Source organism: Stenotrophomonas maltophilia group sp. RY12688 (assembly GCF_052149045.1).
GTDB lineage: Bacteria > Pseudomonadota > Gammaproteobacteria > Xanthomonadales > Xanthomonadaceae > Stenotrophomonas > Stenotrophomonas sepilia.
This window is the reverse complement of the sequence record NZ_CP197389.1, coordinates 2,943,224-2,960,087: the sequence shown is the minus strand read 5'-3', so window position 1 is coordinate 2,960,087 and position 16,864 is coordinate 2,943,224. Positions and strand designations below refer to the sequence as shown.

General features: G+C 64.5%; 16 protein-coding genes and 1 tRNA gene. All 17 read left to right on the top strand.

Features of this window, described 5'->3' with window-relative positions; all coding sequences use genetic code 11:
• The first annotated feature begins 115 nt into the window (after positions 1-115).
• The 17 genes from ACS0OT_RS13985 (at position 116) to ACS0OT_RS13905 (ending at position 16,858) form a co-directional block, all read left to right on the top strand.
• Positions 116-1,093 carry an isopenicillin N synthase family dioxygenase gene (locus ACS0OT_RS13985; protein WP_049414703.1) on the top strand — a complete coding sequence of 326 codons (978 nt, stop codon included), beginning with the start codon at positions 116-118 and terminating at the stop codon, positions 1,091-1,093.
• An 847-nt stretch (positions 1,094-1,940) separates the two neighbouring features.
• Positions 1,941-2,696 (top strand): triose-phosphate isomerase, encoded by a 756-nt coding sequence (gene tpiA, locus ACS0OT_RS13980; protein ID WP_005417939.1) that lies wholly within the window; start codon positions 1,941-1,943, stop codon positions 2,694-2,696.
• Positions 2,697-2,727: 31 nt separating this feature from the next.
• The gene (gene secG / locus ACS0OT_RS13975) at positions 2,728-3,165 is read left to right on the top strand and encodes a preprotein translocase subunit SecG (RefSeq protein ID WP_065179767.1); all 438 of its coding nucleotides are present in this window, start codon (positions 2,728-2,730) and stop codon (positions 3,163-3,165) included.
• Positions 3,166-3,216: 51 nt separating this feature from the next.
• Positions 3,217-3,301 (top strand) — tRNA-Leu (locus ACS0OT_RS13970).
• 111 nt (positions 3,302-3,412) lie between these two features.
• Positions 3,413-3,769 (top strand): NADH-quinone oxidoreductase subunit A, encoded by a 357-nt coding sequence (locus ACS0OT_RS13965; protein ID WP_005417937.1) that lies wholly within the window; start codon positions 3,413-3,415, stop codon positions 3,767-3,769.
• The gene (locus ACS0OT_RS13960; RefSeq protein ID WP_005417936.1) at positions 3,760-4,314 is read left to right on the top strand and encodes a NuoB/complex I 20 kDa subunit family protein; all 555 of its coding nucleotides are present in this window, start codon (positions 3,760-3,762) and stop codon (positions 4,312-4,314) included. The genes ACS0OT_RS13965 and ACS0OT_RS13960 overlap by 10 nt, the downstream gene beginning before the upstream one ends.
• A 33-nt stretch (positions 4,315-4,347) precedes the next feature.
• A complete protein-coding gene (locus ACS0OT_RS13955; protein ID WP_005410462.1) occupies positions 4,348-5,097 on the top strand; it encodes an NADH-quinone oxidoreductase subunit C in 750 nt (249 codons plus the stop codon).
• Entirely contained in the window at positions 5,094-6,401 is a 1,308-nt protein-coding gene (locus tag ACS0OT_RS13950) for an NADH-quinone oxidoreductase subunit D (protein WP_005417935.1), read from the top strand. Before ACS0OT_RS13955 ends, ACS0OT_RS13950 begins: the two co-directional genes overlap by 4 nt.
• Positions 6,402-6,498: 97 nt before the next feature.
• A complete protein-coding gene (gene nuoE / locus ACS0OT_RS13945) occupies positions 6,499-7,026 on the top strand; it encodes an NADH-quinone oxidoreductase subunit NuoE (protein WP_005410460.1) in 528 nt (175 codons plus the stop codon).
• A 4-nt stretch (positions 7,027-7,030) separates the two neighbouring features.
• The gene (nuoF, locus tag ACS0OT_RS13940) at positions 7,031-8,371 is read left to right on the top strand and encodes an NADH-quinone oxidoreductase subunit NuoF (protein WP_005417934.1); all 1,341 of its coding nucleotides are present in this window, start codon (positions 7,031-7,033) and stop codon (positions 8,369-8,371) included.
• Positions 8,368-10,602 (top strand): NADH-quinone oxidoreductase subunit NuoG, encoded by a 2,235-nt coding sequence (gene nuoG, locus ACS0OT_RS13935; RefSeq protein WP_065186669.1) that lies wholly within the window; start codon positions 8,368-8,370, stop codon positions 10,600-10,602. The genes nuoF and nuoG overlap by 4 nt, the downstream gene beginning before the upstream one ends.
• On the top strand, positions 10,599-11,693 hold the full coding sequence (gene nuoH, locus ACS0OT_RS13930) for an NADH-quinone oxidoreductase subunit NuoH (protein ID WP_065186670.1): 1,095 nt from the start codon (positions 10,599-10,601) through the stop codon (positions 11,691-11,693). Before nuoG ends, nuoH begins: the two co-directional genes overlap by 4 nt.
• Positions 11,694-11,696: 3 nt before the next feature.
• Positions 11,697-12,185 carry an NADH-quinone oxidoreductase subunit NuoI gene (gene nuoI / locus ACS0OT_RS13925; RefSeq protein WP_005417924.1) on the top strand — a complete coding sequence of 163 codons (489 nt, stop codon included), beginning with the start codon at positions 11,697-11,699 and terminating at the stop codon, positions 12,183-12,185.
• Between the two features lie 9 nt (positions 12,186-12,194).
• Positions 12,195-12,851, top strand: a complete 657-nt coding sequence (locus ACS0OT_RS13920) for an NADH-quinone oxidoreductase subunit J (RefSeq protein ID WP_005417923.1) — start codon at positions 12,195-12,197, stop codon at positions 12,849-12,851.
• On the top strand, positions 12,848-13,153 hold the full coding sequence (gene nuoK, locus ACS0OT_RS13915) for an NADH-quinone oxidoreductase subunit NuoK (protein ID WP_005417921.1): 306 nt from the start codon (positions 12,848-12,850) through the stop codon (positions 13,151-13,153). Before ACS0OT_RS13920 ends, nuoK begins: the two co-directional genes overlap by 4 nt.
• Before the next feature lie 7 nt (positions 13,154-13,160).
• Entirely contained in the window at positions 13,161-15,326 is a 2,166-nt protein-coding gene (nuoL, locus tag ACS0OT_RS13910; protein WP_065186671.1) for an NADH-quinone oxidoreductase subunit L, read from the top strand.
• A 23-nt stretch (positions 15,327-15,349) separates the two neighbouring features.
• Positions 15,350-16,858: an NADH-quinone oxidoreductase subunit M gene (locus tag ACS0OT_RS13905; protein ID WP_005410452.1), complete on the top strand. Its 1,509-nt coding sequence runs from the start codon at positions 15,350-15,352 to the stop codon at positions 16,856-16,858.
• Positions 16,859-16,864: the final 6 nt, after the last annotated feature.

The window sequence follows — 16,864 nt, the reverse complement described above, 5'->3', positions numbered from 1 at the left end:
GCCCCACGTGACGGAAGCGTTAATCCGCGCGCGGGTCGCGCATTGTATCGGTTTGTTTCTTCGTATCGAGTGGCGTCCCCCGGGCGATCTGTCACAATGTTCAGGCGGGCCATGAATGCGCTGGCCCCCCAGACCCAATGACAAGCCAGGAACCGCTGTGAGCCAGATCCCCACCCTCGACATCACCCGTTTCGACAGCGACCGCGAGGCCTTCGTGGCCGAGCTGGGCGCGGCCTATCGCCAATGGGGATTCGCGGGCATCCGCAACCACGGCATCCCGCAGGCCGACATCGACGCTGCCTACGATGCCTTCAAGGCCTTCTTCGCCCTGCCGGAAGAGGTCAAGCGCAAGTACCACGTGCCTGGCAGCGGCGGGGCCCGCGGCTATACCCCCTTCGGCGTGGAGACCGCCAAGGGCTCCAAGCACTTCGACCTGAAGGAGTTCTGGCACATCGGCCGCGAGATCGCGGACGACTCCAAGTACCGTGACGTGATGGCGCCGAACCTGTGGCCGACCGAAGTCGAGGGCTTCCGCGAGCGGGGGTACGGCCTGTACCAGGCGCTGGACAACCTGGGGTCGCGCGTACTGTCGGCGCTCGCCCTGCATATCGGCCTGCCGGAGAATTTCTTTGCCGACAAGACCAACTTCGGCAATTCGATCCTGCGCCCGATCCACTACCCGCCGATCACCACCGACGACATCCCGAACGTTCGTGCCGGTGCTCATGGCGACATCAACTTCATCACCTTGCTGGTGGGTGCCAGTGCCGCGGGCCTGGAAGTGCAGTCGCACGACGGCGAGTGGGTGCCGTTCACCTCGGACGCGGACACCATCGTGGTCAACATCGGCGACATGCTGCAGCGCCTGACCAACCATGTTTATCCGTCGACCATCCACCGCGTGGTCAATCCTCCGGGCGAGCTGGCGCGCCAGCCGCGCTACTCGGTGCCGTTCTTCCTGCACCCGAACCCGGACTTCCTGATCGACGTGCTGCCCTCGTGCATCACCCCGGAGAACCCGAGCCGGTACCCGGAGCCGATCACCGCCCACGGCTTCCTCGAGGAACGCCTGCGCGAGATCAAGCTGAAGTAAAGAAAAGTGAGGCCGCCGAAAGGCGGCCTTGTTTTTTGCAGGGTCGCACCCTGCGCCCGCGGTAGTGCCGGCCGCTGGCCGGCAAGCCCAAAGCCAAGGCGGCTCTGGATTCGTGCCGGTTGAGCGGGGCGGCGTGGGTTGGCAGGACACGCCGTGAACCCCCAGACCGGCCCAGCCGCTGGCGGCTGTGCGTTCGGGCGCTTGCGAAGCAGTGCTTCGCAAGCAAAGCGCCCTCACCCCTGGGGGCTCGATGGCGCCTTGCTCGTGTGCGCTGTCCTGCGCACACGGCAAGACCGGGGTTGGGCGTCCTGCCCAACCCGCCCGAGGCATGCCTCGGGCCCATGGCGCCAACGGACCTGCCAACTCACACCGCCCCACCCCCGACAGCTTCCCGGTGACGGCGGGTAAATCGCGATTCCCGGTGTGTATCGACCTTGGTCGACACGGTAGATCCACGCCATGCGTGGATGAGATCTGTCAGATCGAAGTGGGGCAGGGCACCCGGAATGCCGCTTTTGCTCTTGCTCTTCTTTTTTCTTTCCGTGGCGGGCGGAACCGCCGGACTGTGTCAGAGGCCGGGCGGGTGGGGCTGCGCAGGGGCGTGAGCCGCATGGATGCGGCGATCGAGCTTACATGGACGTACTTGCAGCGCCCCCTGCGCAGTCCTACCCGCCCGGCCAAGCCCCAGATCTAGCCGGGCTCTCCGCGACCACCCAAACCCCGCCCCCCCCTCCGCCACGAGGGGCTGCGCCGTTGGCTGAAAATCCATGTAACCGCTTACAAGGAAACGGATTTTTGCCGCAACGGGTATCATGATCGGCTGACTTCACACAGGAGCCACCCGCTCATGCGCCGCAAGATCGTCGCCGGAAACTGGAAGCTGCATGGCAGCCGTCAATTCGCCAATGAACTGCTGGGGCAGGTGGCCGCCGGGCTGCCGCTGGAGGGCGTGGACGTGGTGATCCTGCCCCCGCTGCCGTACCTGGGCGAGCTGGTCGAGGACTTCGGCGCGACCGGCCTGGCCTTTGGCGCACAGGACGTGAGCAGCAACGAGAAGGGCGCCTACACCGGCGAAGTCTGCGCGGCCATGCTGGTCGAGGTCGGGGCCCGCTATGGCCTGGTCGGCCATTCCGAGCGCCGCCAGTACCACCATGAAAGCAGCGAGCTGGTCGCGCGCAAGTTCGCCGCTGCCCAGCATGCCGGCCTGGTCCCGGTGCTGTGCGTGGGCGAGACCCTGGAACAGCGAGAGGCCGGGCAGACCGAAACGGTCATCGCCAGCCAGCTGGCGCCGGTACTGGAACTGGTCGGTGCGGCCGGTTTCGCCAACGCCGTGGTCGCCTACGAGCCGGTCTGGGCCATCGGCACCGGCCGTACCGCCAGCAAGGAGCAGGCGCAGCAGGTGCACGCGTTCATCCGTGGCGAAGTCGCGCGTATCGATGCTAGAATTGCCGATTCACTGCCCATTGTTTACGGCGGTAGCGTGAAGCCCGACAATGCCGGGGAACTGTTCGCGCAGCCGGATGTCGATGGTGGGCTGGTCGGCGGCGCCTCCCTGGTGGCCGCGGACTTCCTGGCCATCGCACGGGCGGCGGCCGCGAACTAATCCTAGAAGTATTGTCCGAGGGCGGTTTCCAATGCTGATGTTGATCCTCAATGTCGTCTACGTGCTGGTCGCTGTGGCCATGATCGCGCTGATCCTGATGCAGCGTGGCTCGGGTGCGGCGGCAGGTTCGGGCTTTGGTGCTGGTGCCTCGGGTACGGTGTTCGGTGCGCGTGGCGCCTCGAACTTCCTGTCCAAGTCGACCAAGTGGCTGGCTGTCGTGTTCTTTGGCATCAGCCTCTTCATGGCCTGGTATGCCGGTCACGGCACCCGTCCGGCAGCCGACCAGGATCTGGGTCTGATGTCCGCCCCGGCAGCGGCTGCTCCGGCGGCTCCGGCGGGCGAGCTGCCGGCCGTCCCGAAGGCCGATGCGGTCCCGGCAGCCCAGGTTCCGGCCGCGAATGTGCCGGCTCAGGCGGAATCTTCGGTTTCTGGTGAAGAAAAGCCTTCAGAAGGCTCCCAGAAAGACTGAAGCCGGTTACAATACGCGGCGCATCGGAAAGATAGTCTGATGTGATCGTTTGCCCAGGTGGCGGAATTGGTAGACGCACTACCTTGAGGTGGTAGCGACGCAAGTCGTAGGGGTTCGAGTCCCCTCTTGGGCACCATTTGTAAGTAAAGCGGGTTCGTCTGGCGCGCAAGGCGCCAGGCAGGTTCCCGTCCACTCCCCCATGCCAAAGCGCCTGCAGGCGCGGCGGCAGAGGCAAGAGAGAATCGCTGTGCTGGCCGAATATTTGCCGTCTCTGCTGTTTCTGATCGTTGCCACCGGTATCGGCGTTACGCTGATGCTGGTTGGTCGATTCCTCGGTCCCCGCCGCCCCGATCTGGAAAAGCTGTCGCCGTATGAGTGCGGCTTCGAAGCCTTCGAAGACGCGCGCATGAAGTTCGACGTGCGCTACTACCTGATCGCGATCCAGTTCATCGTCTTCGACCTGGAAATCATCTTCATCGTGCCGTGGACCCAGGTCTTCATGGAACTGGGCGCCCGTTCGCTGGTCACCATGGGCCTGTTCGTCGGCATGCTGTTCCTCGGTTTCATTTACGTCTGGAAGAAGGGAGCGCTGGAATGGGAGTGATTCAGACTCTCGATGGCCTCATGAACAACCCGTCGCCGGAAGGCCGGGTTGATGACATCCTGCGGCCGGAAGGCGACAACCCGCTGCTGGAAAAGGGCTTCGTCACCACCAGCGTCGACGCACTGCTGAACTGGGCGCGCACCGGCTCGATGTGGCCGATGACCTTCGGCCTGGCCTGCTGCGCGGTCGAGATGATGCATGCCGGCGCCGCGCGCCTGGACCTGGACCGCTACGGCGTGGTGTTCCGCCCGTCGCCGCGTCAGTCTGACGTGATGATCGTGGCCGGCACCCTGGTCAACAAGATGGCCCCGGCGCTGCGCAAGGTCTACGACCAGATGCCGGACCCGAAGTGGGTCATCTCGATGGGTAGCTGCGCCAACGGTGGCGGCTACTACCACTACTCCTATTCTGTGGTGCGCGGCTGTGATCGCGTGGTGCCGGTGGACGTCTACGTCCCGGGCTGCCCGCCGACCGCCGAGGCGCTGGTGTACGGGATCCTGCAGCTGCAGAAGAAGATCTGGCGTACACAGACCATCGCCCGCTGACCCCTTCACCTGACTAGAGCGCGCCAAGCCCCCATGGCAGAGCAAGCATCCTTCATCGACCGACTCTCCGCACGTTTCGCTGGTGCGAAGGTCATCGTGGTCGAACCCCGCGGCGAAGTGACGCTGGAAGTGCCTGCCGCCGAGTGGCACGCCACCGCCCTGGCGCTGCGTGACGAGTTTGGTTTCGAGCAGGCCGTGGATCTGTGCGGCGTCGACTACCTCGGTTATGGCTCCGACGAATGGGACACCGCTGACGTGTCCTCGCAGGGTTTCAGCCGAGGCGTCGAAGGCAAGGCCCAGGGCCGCTTCGCGTGGGGCGAGTTCCCCACCGAGGAAAACGGTGCCGACGGTGCCCGCCCGCAGCACATGCCGACCCAGCGCTTTGCGGTGGTCGCGCAGCTGCGTTCCTACCAGCACAACCTGATGATGCACCTGCGCTGCTTCGCCCCTGACGAAGCACTGCCGGTGGTGTCCTCGCTGACCGGCATCTGGCCGGGCCTGAACTGGTTCGAGCGCGAGGCGTTCGACCTGTACGGCGTGATCTTCGAAGGCCACCCGGACCTGCGCCGGATCCTGACCGACTACGGTTTCGTCGGCCATCCGTTCCGCAAGGACTTCCCGCTGATCGGCAATGTCGAAGTCCGCTACGACGAAGAAAAGAAGCGCGTGATCTACGAACCGGTCACCTCGGTGGAGCCGCGCGTCGGCGTGCCGCGCGTGATCCGCGACGACGCCCGTCTGCAGACCGCAGAAGGTGAGCGCGCGCAGGAGGCAGTGAAGTGAGCCACGTACACCAGGCCGGCGAAGCATTCGCCAGCAACGCCGCCGAGAGCCGGCAGGAAATCCGCAACTACACCATGAACTTCGGCCCGCAGCATCCGGCCGCTCACGGTGTGCTGCGCCTGATCCTGGAAATGGACGGTGAAACCATCATGCGCGCCGATCCGCACGTGGGTCTGCTGCACCGTGGTACCGAGAAGCTGGCCGAGTCCAAGCCGTTCAACCAGTCGATCGGCTACATGGATCGCCTGGATTACGTGTCGATGATGTGCAACGAGCACGCGTACGTGCGCGCGATCGAGACCCTGATGGGTATCGAGGCGCCGGAGCGTGCCCAGTACATCCGCACCATGTACGATGAAATCACCCGCATCCTCAACCACCTGATGTGGCTGGGCTCCAACGCGCTCGACCTGGGCGCGATGGCGGTGATGCTGTACGCCTTCCGCGAACGCGAAGAGCTGATGGACTGCTACGAAGCGGTTTCCGGCGCGCGCATGCACGCGGCGTACTACCGTCCGGGCGGTGTCTACCGCGACCTGCCGGACCACATGCCGAAGTACAAGGAATCGCGCTGGCACAAGGGCAAGGCGCTGAAGCAGCTCAATGCTTCGCGCGAAGGCTCGCTGCTGGACTTCCTGGAGAACTTCACCGTCGAGTTCCCCAAGCGCATCGACGAATACGAAACCCTGCTGACCGACAACCGTATCTGGAAGCAGCGTACCGTCGGCATTGGCGTGGTCACTCCCGAACTGGCCCACCAGTGGGGCATGACCGGCGTGATGCTGCGCGGCTCGGGCATTGCCTGGGACCTGCGCAAGAAGCGTCCGTACGCCAAGTACGATGCCGTCGATTTCGACATCCCGCTGGGCAAGGAAGGCGACTGCTACGACCGCTATCTGGTCCGCGTTGCCGAAATGCGCGAATCCAACCGCATCATCAAGCAGTGCGTGGCGTGGCTGAAGGCCAACCCGGGCCCGGTGATGGTGAAGAACTTCAAGGTCGCGCCGCCCAGGCGCGAGGACATGAAGGACGACATGGAAGCGTTGATCCACCACTTCAAGCTGTTCAGCGAAGGCTACTGCGTGCCGGCCGGCGAGACCTACTCGGCGGTGGAAGCCCCGAAGGGTGAATTCGGCTGCTACCTGGTCTCCGATGGCGCCAACAAGCCGTTCCGCGTGCACCTGCGTGCGCCGGGCTTCGCCCACCTGTCCTCGATCGATTCGGTCGTGCGCGGCCACATGCTGGCTGACGTGGTGGCGATGATCGGCACCTACGACCTGGTGTTCGGCGAGGTTGACCGGTAATGCCGTCCGCCACGCCAACGCCCGCTGCAGGCAGCCGGCGCAAGCCGGCGCCGCAGTTTCTGGAATTTCACGTTATGCATTTCGCTGAGGTCGGCCGATGAAGGCGACAGGTAATTTCGAGGCGGCGCGCGACGTCGACCCGATGGTGGTGCTGAGCGACAAGACCCGCGCTCACATCGATCACTGGCTGTCCAAGTTCCCGCCGGACCGCAAGCGCTCTGCCGTGCTGCAGGGCCTGCATGCGGCCCAGGAGCAGAACCAGGGCTGGCTGACCGACGAACTGATCGCCGGCGTGGCCAAGTACCTGGACCTGCCGCCGGTGTGGGCCTACGAGGTCGCCAGCTTCTACTCGATGTTCGAGACCGAGAAGGTGGGCCGCAACAACGTGGCCATCTGCACCAACATCAGCTGCTGGCTCAATGGCGCCGAGGACATCGTGCGCCATTGCGAGAAGAAGCTGGGCATCAAGCACGGTGAATCGACCCCTGACGGCCGCGTCTATCTCAAGCGCGAGGAAGAGTGCCTGGCCGGCTGCGGTGGCGCGCCGATGATGGTCATCAACGGTCACTACCATGAGCGTCTGACCCTGGAAAAGGTCGACGAGCTGCTGGACGGGCTGGAGTAAGGGCATGGCACATCACCACGAATCCAAGGGTCCGGTCGGCCCCGCGCCGCTGCCGCACCAGGTGGTCTATACCACCCTGCATTACGACACCCCGTGGTCGTACGAAAGCTACCTGAAGACCGGTGGCTACGCTGCCCTGCGCAAGATCCTCGAAGAGAAGATCCCGCCGGAGCAGGTCATCGAGATGGTCAAGGCCTCGGGCCTGCGCGGCCGCGGTGGCGCCGGCTTCCCGACCGGCCTGAAGTGGTCGTTCATGCCCAAGGGCAACATGCAGAAGTACATCCTCTGCAACTCGGACGAATCCGAGCCGGGCACCTGCAAGGATCGCGACATCCTGCGCTACAACCCGCATTCGGTCGTGGAAGGCATGGCGATCGCCTGCTACGCCACCGGTTCGACCGTGGGCTACAACTACCTGCGCGGTGAATTCCACCACGAGCCGTTCGAGCACTTCGAGCAGGCCCTGGCCGACGCCTATGCGAACGGCTGGCTGGGCAAGAACATCCTCGGCAGCGGCGTGGACATCGACATCTACGGCGCGCTGGGCGCTGGCGCGTACATCTGCGGCGAAGAAACCGCGCTGATGGAATCGCTGGAAGGCAAGAAGGGCCAGCCGCGCTACAAGCCGCCGTTCCCGGCCAACTTCGGCCTGTACGGCAAGCCGTCGACGATCAACAACACCGAAACCTACGGTTCGGTGCCGGCGATCATCCGCAACGGCCCGGAGTGGTTCAAGGGCCTGAGCCTGACCGCCAACGGTGGCCCGAAGTGCTTCTCGGTGTCCGGCTGCGTGCAGAACGGCGGCAACTTCGAAGTGCCGCTGGGCACCACCTTCGACGACCTGCTGGAAATGGCCGGTGGCCTGCGTCCGGGCCGCAAGCTCAAGGGCGCGATCCCGGGCGGCGTGTCGATGCCGGTGCTGACCGCGGCCGAGCTGAAGGGCCTGCCGATGGACTACGACACCATCCGTGCGCTGGGCTCCGGCCTGGGCTCGGGTGCGATCGTCGTGCTCGACGACAGCGTCTGCTGCGTCAAGTTCGCCTGCCGCATCAGCCAGTTCTTCCACAAGGAATCCTGCGGCCAGTGCACCCCGTGCCGTGAAGGCACCGGCTGGATGCACCGCGTGCTGGAGCGCATCGTCGCCGGCAAGGCCACGATGGAAGACCTGCACCAGCTGAAGGCAGTGGCCGGGCAGATCGAAGGCCACACCATCTGTGCGTTCGGCGAAGCGGCTGCATGGCCCATCCAGGGCTTCCTGCGCCAGTTCTGGGACGAGTTCGAGTACTACATCGTCAACGGTCATTCGATGGTTGACGGCAAGAAGGTGGAGGCAGCCGCTGCATGAGCGCGCAACCCGTAAATCCGAGCGTCCCACCCGATCACGTCACCATCGAGATCGATGGCAAGTCGCTGGTCGTGCCCAAGGGCTCGATGATTATCCAGGCGGCCGACAAGGCCGGCATTCCGATTCCGCGCTTCTGCTATCACGAGAAGTTGCCGATCGCCGCCAACTGCCGCATGTGCCTGGTGGACGTGGAGAAGTCGCCGAAGCCGGCGCCGGCCTGTGCCACCCCGGTGATGGACGGCATGAAGGTCGCCACCCGCAGCGAGAAGGCGCTGAAGTTCCAGCGCTCGGTGATGGAGTTCCTGCTCATCAACCACCCGCTGGACTGCCCGATCTGTGATCAGGGCGGCGAGTGCGAGCTGCAGGACGTGTCGCTGGGCTATGGCCGTTCGGTCAGCCGCTTCAACGAGCGCAAGCGTGTGGTGCCTGACGAGGACATGGGTCCGCTGGTTGCCACCGAGATGACCCGCTGCATCCAGTGCACCCGCTGCGTCCGCTTCACCGCCGACGTTGCCGGTACCTACGAACTGGGTGGCATGTACCGCGGTGAGAACCTGCAGATCGGTACCTTCGACGGCAAGCCGCTGACCACCGAGCTGTCCGGCAACGTCGTCGACGTCTGCCCGGTCGGCGCGCTGACCAACAAGGTGTTCCAGTTCCGCGCCCGCCCGTGGGAACTGACCGCGCGCGAGTCGCTGGGCTATCACGACGCGATGGGTTCGAACCTGTTCCTGCACGTGCGTCGCGGCGAAGTGCTGCGCACCGTGCCGCGCGACAACGAAGCCGTGAACGAGTGCTGGCTGTCCGACCGTGACCGCTACTCGCACCAGGGCCTGTACAGCGAAGACCGTGCGGTCAAGCCGCTGCGCAAGGTCAACGGCGAGTGGAAGGAAGTGAGCTGGGCCGAAGGCCTGGCCGCGGCCGCCGAAATCCTCAAGGCCAACCAGGGCGACAACCTGGGCGTGCTGGTGCACCCGTCGACCTCGAACGAGGAAGGCGCACTGCTGGCCCGCCTGGCCAAGGGCCTGGGCTCGGGCAACATCGACCACCGCATCAACAACCGCGATTTCTCCGACGCCGCAACCGCCGAAGTGTTCGGCCTGCCGCTGGCCGAGATCGAGGGCGCCGACCGCATCGTGGTCCTGGGCAGCAACATCCGCCACGAACTGCCGCTGCTGCACGCTCGCCTGCGCAAGGCGCAGACCACCAAGGGCGCGAAGATCCACGTGGTCAATCCGGTGGACTTCGACTTCGCCTTCAGTGTCGCCGGCAAGCAGATCGTTGCCCCGTCGAAGTTCGTCGATGCGCTGGCCAACGCCGAGCTGCGTTCGGCAGTGCAGGGCGGCAACAACACCGTGCTGATCGTTGGTGGCATCGCCGAGAACCACCCGCAGGCTGCCGCGATCCGCGCTGCCGCGCGTGACTTCGCTGGCGCTACCGGTGCCAAGCTGTGCCGCATCCCGCAGGGCGCCAACGCCGTTGGCCTGACCCGCGCAGGCGTGCTGCCGGCTGGCAAGGACGTCGCCGCGATGCTGGCGCAGCCGCGCCAGGCCTACGTGGTGTACGGCCTTGAGCCGGGCCTGGACTTCGCCGACGCCCCGGCCGCCCGCAAGGCGCTGGCGGGTGCGAAGGTGGTGGCCTTCAGCCAGTTCGCCTGCGCCTCGACCCGCGACGTTGCCGACGTGATCCTGCCGATCGGTGCGCTGCCGGAAATCGACGCCACCCTGACCAACCTCGATGGTCGCGAGCAGTCGGCGCGTGCCGGCGGCAAGCTGCCGGGCGAGGCCCGCGAAGGCTGGCGCGTGCTGCGCGCACTGGGCGGCGACATGGCGCTGGCCGGTTTCGACTTCACCGACCTGGCCGGCCTGCGTGCCAGCCTGGCCCCGGTGTCGGTCACCGTCGCTGCTTCGGCGCAGCCGGCAGTTGCCGGTGAAGGCCTGGAAGTGGCTTCGACTGCCGCGATCTACCGCACCGATGCGGTGGTCCGTCGCGCGCCGGCACTGCAGTCGCATCCGCTCAACAACGCCCCGCGCATCGTGCTGAACGCAGAAGATGCCGCTCGCCTGCAGCTGCAGGAAGGGCAGATGGCCAAGGTCGGCACCGACGCCGGCAAGGCCACCCTGCCGGTGGTGGTCGACGCCCGCGTCGCTGCGGGTTCGGTCTGGATTGAATCGGGCCACGGCGCGACCGCGCCGCTGGGTGCCGCACGCGTATCGGTGGTGGCTGCATGAACGAATTGCTGTTGAACGCGGTCGACCCGCTGCACCAGTGGCTGCTCGGCCTCGGTGACATCGGCGCGCTGATCTGGATCATCCTGAAGATCCTGGTGATCGCCGTTCCGGTGATCATCTCGGTGGCCTTCTACGTGGTCTGGGAACGCAAGCTGATCGGCTGGATGCACGTCCGCCACGGCCCGATGTACGTGGGCATGGGCATCTTCCAGGCCTTCGCCGACGTCTTCAAGCTGCTGTTCAAGGAAGTGGTCCAGCCGAGCAGCGCCAACAAGGCGATCTACCTGCTGGCGCCGCTGATCACCCTGGCGCCGGCCTTCGCGGCCTGGTCGGTGGTGCCCTTCGATTCGCAGATCGTGCTGTCCAACGCCAACGCCGGCCTGCTGTATCTGCTGGCGATGACCTCGCTGGGCATCTACGGCATCATCCTGGCCGGTTGGGCGTCCAACTCGAAGTACGCGTTCCTGGGCGCCATGCGCGCCTCGGCGCAGATGATCAGCTACGAAATCGCCATGGGCTTCGCCCTGGTCGGCGTGATGATCGCCTCGGGCAGCCTGAACCTGAGCAACATCGTCGCTGCGCAGGCCGGCAGCTCCGGTTTCTTCGACTGGTTCCTGCTGCCGCTGTTCCCGCTGTTCGTCATCTACTGGGTGTCGGGCGTGGCTGAAACCAACCGTGCGCCGTTCGACGTGGTGGAAGGCGAGTCGGAAATCGTTGCCGGCCACATGGTCGAGTACTCCGGCGGCGCCTTCGCCCTGTTCTTCCTGGCCGAATACGCAAACATGATCCTGATCAGCTTCCTGATCTCGATCTTCTTCCTCGGCGGCTGGCTGAGCCCGGTCCAGGGCTGGGTCGACTTCGGCAATGTCTCGCCGCTGGTCGACTGGATCTGGAAGGGCGGTGCACCGTGGTTGTTCGTCAAGGTGTTCTTCTTCGCCAGTGCCTACATCTGGTTCCGTGCCAGCTTCCCGCGCTTCCGCTATGACCAGATCATGCGCCTGGGCTGGAAGGTCTTCATCCCGCTGGCCATTCTGTGGATCGCGGTTACCGCCGTCATGGTGTTCTTCGGCGTGATTCAAAAGGGCGTCTAAGTGATGAACAGGATTACCCATTACTTCAAGAGCCTGCTGCTGCTCGAACTGCTGGCCGGCCTCTGGCTGACGCTGAAGTACAGCTTCAAGCCGAAGTACACGATGATGTACCCGATGGAGAAGTTCCCGCAGTCGCCGCGCTTCCGTGGCCTGCACGCCCTGCGCCGTTATCCCAACGGCGAAGAGCGCTGCATTGCCTGCAAGCTGTGTGAAGCGGTGTGCCCGGCGCTGGCCATCACCATCGACTCGGCCAAGCGCGAGGACGGCACCCGCCGCACCACCCGCTACGACATCGACCTGTTCAAGTGCATCTTCTGCGGCTTCTGCGAAGAAAGCTGCCCGGTGGACTCGATCGTCGAAACCCACATCCTCGAGTACCACTTCGAGAACCGTGGCGAAAACATCGTTACCAAGCCGCAGCTGCTGGCCCTTGGCGACCGTCTCGAGTCCGAGATCGCCGAGCGTCGTGCCGCCGATGCCGCTTACCGCTGAGGTCGAGAGATGGATTGGGTAAATATCGCTTTCTGGGTGTTCGCCATCGCGGCAACGGTTTCGGCCGGTGCGGTGATCAGCGTGCGCAACCCGGTTCACGCCGTGCTCTGCCTGGTGCTGACCTTCTTCTCCATTGCCTGCGTGTGGCTGCTGGTGGGGGCCGAGTTCCTCGGCGTGGCCCTGGTGCTGGTCTACGTCGGCGCGGTGATGGTGCTGTTCCTGTTCGTGGTGATGATGCTGGACATCGACCCCACCAAGCTGCGTGAGGGCTGGGTGCGCTACCTGCCGGTCGGCCTCATCGTCGCGGTGGCGATGCTGGCGCAGATGCTGATCCTGATCGGCGTCAAGGCACGCTCGGTCACGCCGTTCCCGGCCGACAACGCCGCTGCGGTCGCCGCCGACAGTTCCAACATCACCTGGCTGGCACGCACGCTGTTCACCGAGTACCTGCTGCCGTTCGAGTTCGCCGCCGTCATCCTGACCGTGGCCGTGGTTGCCGCCGTCATGCTGACCCTGCGCCGTCGTACCGGCGTCAAGAGCCAGAACCCGGGCGAGCAGACCATGGTCAAGGCCGGCCAGCGCCTGCGCATGGTCAAGATGGGTGCCGAAGCACCGGTCGTGCACAGCAACAGCAAGCCGGCCACCGGCGAGGAGACCCAGCCGTGATTACCCTTGGCCACATCCTTGCGCTTGGCGCGGTGCTGTTCGCCATCAGCCTGGCCGGCATCTTCCTCAACCGGAAGAACGTCATCGTCCTGCTGATGTCGATCGAACTGATGCTGCTGTCGGTGAACATCAACTTCGTCGGCTTCTCGCGCCAGCTGGGCGACCCGTCCGGCCAGCTGTTCGTGTTCTTCATCCTGACCGTCGCCGCCGCGGAAGCCGCCATCGGCCTGGCGATCCTGGTGACCCTGTTCCGTACCCGCCGCACGATCAATGTCGGCGAAGTCGATTCGTTGAAGGGCTGATCCACAGATGGAAATCACTCTCTCCAAGAGTCTGTTGATCGCAGTGGTGCTTGCGCCGCTGTTCGGCAGCATCATCGCCGGCCTGTTCGGTCGCCAGGTCAAGCGCTTCGGCGCGCAGACCATCACCATCCTTGGCGTCGCGGTGGCCTGCGGCCTGTCGATGTACACGCTCTACCAGCTGCTGTGGGGCGGCGCACAGCCGTTCAACCAGAACATCTACACGTTCTTCGAAGTCGGCCAGTACTCGGCCCACGTCGGCTTCATGGTCGACAAGCTGACCGCGATGATGATGGTGGTGGTGACCTTCGTGTCGCTGCTGGTCCACATCTACACGATCGGCTACATGCAGGACGATCCGGGCTACCAGCGGTTCTTCAGCTACATCTCGCTGTTCACCTTCTCGATGCTCACCCTGGTGATGAGCAACAACTTCCTGCAGCTGTTCTTCGGCTGGGAAGCGGTGGGCCTGGTGTCGTACCTGCTGATCGGCTTCTGGTTCAAGCGCCCGACCGCGATCTTCGCCAACATGAAGGCGTTCCTGGTCAACCGCGTCGGTGACTTCGGCTTCCTGCTCGGCATCGCCGGCGTGCTGTGGGTGTTCGGCACCCTGGACTACTCGCAGGTGTTCTCGCAGGCCGGCATGCTGGCTGATCCGCGCGCCCAGCTGCAGATCTGGGACGGCACGATCCTGGGCATGCAGCTGCTCAACGAGCCGGTGATCTGGTCGATCGCTACCGTCATCTGCATCTGCCTGTTCATTGGTGCCATGGGCAAGTCGGCCCAGGTCCCGCTGCACGTGTGGCTGCCCGACTCGATGGAAGGCCCGACCCCGATCTCGGCACTGATCCACGCCGCGACGATGGTGACCGCCGGTATCTTCATGGTCACCCGCATGTCGCCGCTGTTCGAGCTGTCGCAGACCGCGCTGAACTTCGTGCTGTTCATCGGTGCCACCACCGCGTTCTTCACCGGCCTGATCGGTATCGTGCAGAACGACATCAAGCGCGTCGTCGCGTACTCCACGCTGTCGCAGCTGGGCTACATGACGGTTGCACTGGGCGTGTCGGCCTACTCGGCAGCCGTGTTCCACCTGATGACCCACGCCTTCTTCAAGGCGCTGCTGTTCCTGGGTGCCGGCTCGGTCATCATTGCCATGCACCACGAGCAGGACATGCGCAAGATGGGTGGCCTGCGCAAGTACATGCCGATCACCTTCATCACCATGTGGATCGGTACGCTGGCACTGGTGGGTACGCCGTTCTTCTCCGGCTTCTACTCGAAGGACACCATCATCGAGGCCGCCGAGCTGCACGCGCACCTGTCCGACAACTGGGTGGCCACCTACGGCTACTGGGCAGTGCTGGGTGGCGTGATCGTCACCAGCTTCTACAGCTTCCGCCTGCTGTTCCTGACCTTCCACGGCAAGGAGCGTTTCCGCGACGTGCATCATGACGATCATGGTCACGCCCATGACGCTCACCACGCCGCCGACGCCCACCACGGCGATGCGCATCACGATGACCACGGCCATGGCCACGGTCCGCATGAGCCGCACGAAACCCCGTGGGTGGTGACCTTGCCGCTGATCCTGCTGGCCATCCCGTCGATCGCCATCGGTTTCTTCAGCATCGGTCCGATGCTGTACGGCACCGACTGGGCCGGCCATCATGCCCACGATGCCATCAAGGGCCAGGCGCATACGTTCTTCACCGGAATCGTCGACTTCTACGATCCGGCCAAGAACACCATCGGCTTCCTGGGTGAGGAGTTCCACGGCCCGGTCGCCTTCGCGCTGCACGGCATGATGGCTCCGGCGTTCATGCTGACCGTTGCGGGCTTCCTGCTGGCCGCACTGTTCTACCTGTGGAAGCCGGACCTGTCGGGCAAGGCGCGCAAGACGTTCGCTCCGCTGGTGTCGGTGCTGGAAAACAAGTACGGCTTCGACAAGCTGTGGATCGATGGCTTTGCCGGTGGCAGCGTCAAGCTGGGCAAGGTCTCGCGCTGGATCGACAGCAACATCGTCGACGGCGTGGTCAATCTCTCGGCACGTGTTGTGGACGTTGCAGCCGGCGTGCTGCGTCGTACCCAATCCGGTTTCCTCTATCACTACGCCTTCGCGATGATCATCGGCCTGATTGCCCTGCTGGGCGTGCTGATGCATTACCTGCGTTGATGACCTGTACGGAATAAGAAGACGTGTCGAACTGGCCTCTACTCAGTGTCCTCATCTGGCTGCCGATCATCGGTGGCGCCCTGATCCTTGCGATCCGTGATGCGCAGACCGCCCGCTGGGCGTCGCTGGGCGTAGCGGTGCTGACGTTCGTGGCGAGCCTCTCGCTGCTGAGCGGCTACAACGCGGGCATCGACGGTCTGCAGTTCGTCGAGACCCATGCCTGGATCCCGGCGTACAAGATCGGCTACAACCTGGGCGTGGACGGCATTGCCGTGGCGCTGATCCTGCTGACCACCCTGGTCAGCGTGCTTGCCCTGATCGGCGCCTGGAGCGCCATCGACAAGCGCGTGAACCAGTACGTGGCGGCCTTCCTGATCCTGGAAGGCGTCACGGTCGGTATCTTCGCGGCGACGGACGCGATGCTGTTCTACGTGTTCTTCGAGGCGATGCTGATCCCGATGTTCCTGATCATCGGTGTCTGGGGCGGCCCGCGTCGCATCTACGCTGCGCTGAAGTTCTTCCTGTACACCTTCCTCGGCTCGGTGCTGATGCTGGTGGCACTGATCTACCTGTACATGAAGGGCGGCAGCTTCCAGCTGGCCGACCTGTATGCACTGCCACTGTCGGCCAAGGAACAGACCTGGATCTTCTTCGCGTTCCTGATCGCCTTCGCGGTCAAGGTGCCGATGTTCCCGGTCCATACCTGGCTGCCGGACGCCCACGTGGAAGCGCCGACCGCCGGTTCGGTGATCCTGGCCGCCATCGCCCTGAAGATCGGTGGCTATGGCTTCCTGCGCTTCAACCTGCCGATCGTCCCGGACGCGTCGCAGGAATGGGCCTGGCTGGTGATTGCGCTGTCGTTGATCGCAGTGATCTACGTTGGCCTGGTCGCCCTGGTGCAGGACGACATGAAGAAGCTGATCGCCTATTCGTCGATCGCGCACATGGGCTTCGTCACCCTGGGCACCTTCATTGCCCTGTGGCTGGTCCGTGAAGCCGGCAACGCCGATGCCGCCCGCCTGGGCCTGCAGGGCGCCATGGTGCAGATGATCTCGCACGGCTTCGTCTCCGGCGCGATGTTCTCCTGTGTCGGCGTGCTGTACGACCGCATGCACAGCCGCCGCATCGCCGATTACGGCGGCGTGGTCAACGTGATGCCGTGGTTCGCCACCTTCGCCATGCTGTTCTTCATGGCCAACGCGGGCCTGCCCGGTACCAGCGGTTTCGTTGGCGAGTTCATGGTCATCCTGTCGGCCTTCCAGCGCAATCCGTGGATCGCGCTGGGCGCGGCCACCACCCTGATCATCGGCGCCGCCTACACCCTGTGGCTGTACAAGCGCATCTTCTTCGGTGAAGTGGCCAACAGCCATGTTGCCGAACTGAAGGACATCAACGGCCGCGAATGGCTGGTGCTGGGCGTGTTCGCCATCGGCGTGCTGGCCCTGGGCATCTATCCCAAGCCGCTGACCGACCTGATGGAGCCCTCGATCGCGAAGCTGGCGATGCAGATCGCATCCAGCAAGCTGCTGTAATTCCAG